The sequence below is a fragment of the Gilliamella sp. Gris1-4 genome, from assembly GCF_001690335.1.
GTDB classification, from domain to species: domain Bacteria; phylum Pseudomonadota; class Gammaproteobacteria; order Enterobacterales; family Orbaceae; genus Gilliamella; species Gilliamella apicola_P.
On record NZ_LZHA01000049.1, the window covers coordinates 1 to 4088 of the forward strand.

The following is a 4088-nucleotide window of genomic DNA, read 5'->3' on the forward strand; positions in this document are numbered from 1 at the left end:
AAAACCGCCTTGACACAGGCACAATCAGCTTTAGTGATATCGAAATACCAAGTCAGTAGCAGCAGTGCAGGGGTAAGCTCTAGTGGCATGCCATCGATGCCAACCAGTCGCAATAAAAACGAAAGCGAACATTCGACGACACATTCAGCGGTATCAGAAGGGACGATAATTATCCGCAATAAGGATGAGCAAAAACAAGATATCAACGAACTAAGCCGAGATACTGAGCAGGCGAATAACGAACTCAAACACATTTTTAACAAACAAAAAGAGCAAGACATCATCGACCAAACGCAATTAGTGAGTGAAATTGGTGGTGAAACGTTAACGATGCTTAATCATATTGACCGGATAAGAGCCGAATCCAAGGCAAAAGAAGCAGTTGAAAAAGAACAAGAAAAAAGTAAAAACAAGGGACTAACAGAAGAAGAGCAACAAAAAATCTACGAAGACGCCTACAAAAAAGCGATGAACGAAGGGATGTCAACGATGGGCAGTGACACCCGTCAAGGCATTGACATGGCGGTTAGTATCATCAACGGCTTAATCAGTGGCGACATGGCAGGGGCAGCCGCAGGGGGACTTGCGCCAAAAATTGCTACAATTATCAAACAACAGACCGAAGGAAACACCGTTGCCAACACCGTCAGCCATGCCATACTCGGTGCGGTGGTAGCCGAGCTGCAAGGCAACTCTGCAAACGTGGAACGGAGCAAAAAGGTTGGTTAAGTAATTGGAGAATTTATTTTGCTCATCGGATAAGCATTTTATTAAAATGAATGCTGATGAGTAATAAGGTGTCTGTCAGATTAAGTTTGAACTACCACAAATTAATAGCTTACAAAGTCCTGTTACAATATAGCTTAAATCGTAAGATATTTCTTTAAAATCAACACATACACCATAATGTATCTTACCAAACTTAGACAGTTATTATGACTCCCGAATTGTCCTTTAAAGTATCTTTTATCAACTGAAAGATGAAAATAGAGCCTAAAAGATTATCTTTAATTTTTTGTTTTATTTTTATAAAATACAATAGACGTTGCTATTATCGAACCAATTAATAATATACCACTTAGTGCAAAATTGCTTTGCCATCCCAGATAATCAAATAACAATCCGCCTATCGTTGAACCTATTGCAATTGATGATTGAATTACTGCAACCATTAGTCCTCCACCAATTTCTGCGTCTTTGGGTAATGTTTGTGCTATCCATGCCCACCACCCAGTTGGTGCGGCCGTAGCAAACAATCCCCATAAACTGAATAAAGCAGCTACAGTCCAGATGTGACTACTAGTTAAAAATAAACCTATGATAATGACAGTCATTATTAAAGAAATCATCATTAGTGTTTGATAGAGTTTAGTTTTCAGAAAGGTTGCAATTACCATTGTTCCAATAAAACCAGCGACACCTATAGCAAGTAAAATTAAAGATAGATTAAAATTATCTACCTTAGTCACTGTTTCTAGAAAAGGGCGCACATAGGTGAATAAAGTAAACTGTCCCATGAAAAATAATCCACACGCCAGTAAGCCTATAGATAGAATTGGTTTTTTTAGCAGTTGAAGCATAGGTTTGTTAGGTTGATTTTCTTTATAGGTTTTCATAGTAGGCAGGCTAATGCATTGCCAAATAAATGCAAAAATAGCAAGGGGAATGATACAAATAAATGTTCCACGCCAGCCTATTGTTTCTCCTAAGTAGCTTCCCAGTGGTGCGGCTATAATTGTCGCAAGAGCATTTCCGGCATTGAAAATAGCCAGAGCCTTAGGTACTTGATGCTGTGGCACCAAACGAATAGCCGTTGCAGCTGACATTGACCAGAATCCACCGATAGCAATACCAATTAGTGCTCTTCCCAGAATATAAACCAAGTAATAGGATGCGATAGCGATAACTAGCCCGGATAAAGCCATTAAAAACGTAAGAAATAGTAACAGTAGTTTTCGATCTAAGTTTCCTGTAAGTTTATGAATTGTCAGACTAGTTAGTACTGCTAGTATACCTGATATAGCAATACCTTGACCCGCTTGTCCATCGGTAATTTGTAAATCTCTAGCAATAGGTGTAAGTAGGCTTACAGGTAAAAATTCTGAAGCAATTAATACAAAAACGCATAGCGTCATAGAAAATATACCGCTCCAGTGTGTGTATGTTTTATTGTTTGGTATATTGAGATTTTTTTTAGACATTATAGCTTTATCCTCATACCTTTTTGACCGGCCGAGTTGCATTAAGGGCAAATGTTGTTTCTGTATATAGTGGTTATAAAGTTAATAAAAACAAAATATTAGGAATAACATTTTTGTCATTTATATAATGATAATAGCCATCAGTAAATACAGTTATTTTTGTTGGGATGGCTAATATATATACCTTATAATTTTAAGCTGGTCTTAAAGAACTGTTCAAATTTAGTAAATGGTATTTTTCCTGTGGTATTGTCATATAAATCGACATGATTTGCTTCAGAAACAATTACCAATTCTTTTTTCTTGCCACCGACCATTTTATAAGCATCCTCAGCAAAATAACGAGAATGAGCCTTTTCACCAGTAACAATTAATGTGGGAATAGTAATTTCATTTGCATAGCTTAGTAGCGGCATATTCATAAATGAAAGAGGCATTGTTGCATTCCATGCTCCAACCGAATTAATAGAACGAGGATGAAAACCACGAGGCATTCGGTAGTAATTATAAAACTCTTTCAACACTGGAGGCGGATTTTCTGGTAATGTTTCTGGCAAAATACGTTTAGAAGCACTGACTTTACCTTTCTCATCGATATAAATATCATGTCCACCTAATGTGGGAATACCTGTTTTAGCATCTTCCCAACGTTGTTCGTTCAGATATTGCAAAACAGAATGTCGATCAGCTGTTGAATAACGATCTTTTCCATCACCAACCCCATGACCCATTGCACGACTCATATCGTACATTACACTCGTTGCAACAGCCTTTACACGAGTATCCATTGCTGCATTGTTTAATGCCATACCGCCCCAGCCACAAATGCCGAGCAGTCCAATACGATTACGATCCACTTCTTTTTGTAGACCAAGAAAATCAACTGCAGCACTAAAATCCTCGGTATTGATATCGGGAGAAGCAATGTAACTATCCCCTAAAATAGTACAGCAAAAAAGTAGAAAATTCTCTATGATAAAAGTAAAAGGGGATTTAATTATGAAAAAAATGACTGAACATCAAATCGTCGCTATTTTAAAAGAAGCTGAAGCAGGTATTCCTGTCAAGGAACTCTGCCGTAAATATGGCATGGGTAATTCAACTTTTTATAAATGGCGGGAAAAATACGGCGGAATGGAAACTTCGGATATCAAACGCTTAAAGGAGCTGGAGGCTGAAAACCGTAAGCTTAAGCAGATGTTTGCCGAACTGAGCTTAAAATCCCAGCTTCAGGAAGAAATCATAAAAAAGCTGTAGTGCCCACAAAAGCACGTAAAACGTGGGCACAGCAACTACAACAAAATCATTCGGTTACTATTGCTATGAGTTGTGCCATTGTTGGCTTAAGCCGTTGTGCTTACTATTATCAACCTAAGTTACCGGATGATTCGGTGATTGTTTCGGTGTTGAATGCTATCACTGACCGGCATTTGCGCTGGGGCTTTCCTAAATGCTTTAATCGTATCAGAAAGCTCGGCTATAAATGGAATCATAAACGGGTGTATCGGGTGTATTGTGAGTTGAAACTTAATCTCAGGGTAAAGCGTAAACAGCGCATTCCTCCACGAAGCCCAGAAAGGCTATCAGCACCCAATAAACAAGGTGAATGTTGGTCAATGGATTTTATGAGTGACAGTAGTCGTAATCAACGTCGCTTTAGGACATTCAATGTTATCGATGACTTTAATCGTGAGGCGTTAGGGATTGATATTGCAGTAAGCTTACCAGCAGGAAGGATTTCCCGTTACTTAGATAAACTGGCCGAATATCATGGATATCCATTAAAAATACGGGTCGATAATGGGCCAGAATTTACAGGAAAAACCTTTATAAACTGGGCTAAATCACATGATATAACCATTGATTATATCCAGCCCGGTAGCCCTT

The 4088-nt window shown here is 38.4% G+C and carries 4 protein-coding genes and 1 pseudogene; 3 read left to right on the forward strand and 2 right to left on the reverse strand.

Annotated elements, in window-relative coordinates:
- The coding region (locus tag A9G31_RS06725; RefSeq protein ID WP_218056403.1) for a hypothetical protein at positions 1-729 on the forward strand (729 nt) is incomplete at its 5' end.
- 278 nt (positions 730-1007) lie between these two features.
- Here the strand turns inward: A9G31_RS06725 and A9G31_RS06730 are convergent.
- Positions 1008-2201 carry an MFS transporter gene (locus tag A9G31_RS06730; protein WP_065561004.1) on the reverse strand — a complete coding sequence of 398 codons (1194 nt, stop codon included), beginning with the start codon at positions 2199-2201 and terminating at the stop codon, positions 1008-1010.
- Positions 2202-2386: 185 nt separating this feature from the next.
- Positions 2387-3127, reverse strand: a pseudogene (locus A9G31_RS06735) (alpha/beta hydrolase); the annotation flags it as partial.
- 73 nt (positions 3128-3200) lie between these two features.
- Here A9G31_RS06735 and A9G31_RS06740 point away from each other — a divergent pair.
- The gene (locus A9G31_RS06740; RefSeq protein ID WP_034909955.1) at positions 3201-3458 is read left to right on the forward strand and encodes a transposase; all 258 of its coding nucleotides are present in this window, start codon (positions 3201-3203) and stop codon (positions 3456-3458) included.
- Positions 3458-4088: DDE-type integrase/transposase/recombinase (locus tag A9G31_RS06745; protein ID WP_065559871.1), on the forward strand; the 631-nt coding region annotated here is incomplete at its 3' end. The genes A9G31_RS06740 and A9G31_RS06745, both read left to right, overlap by 1 nt.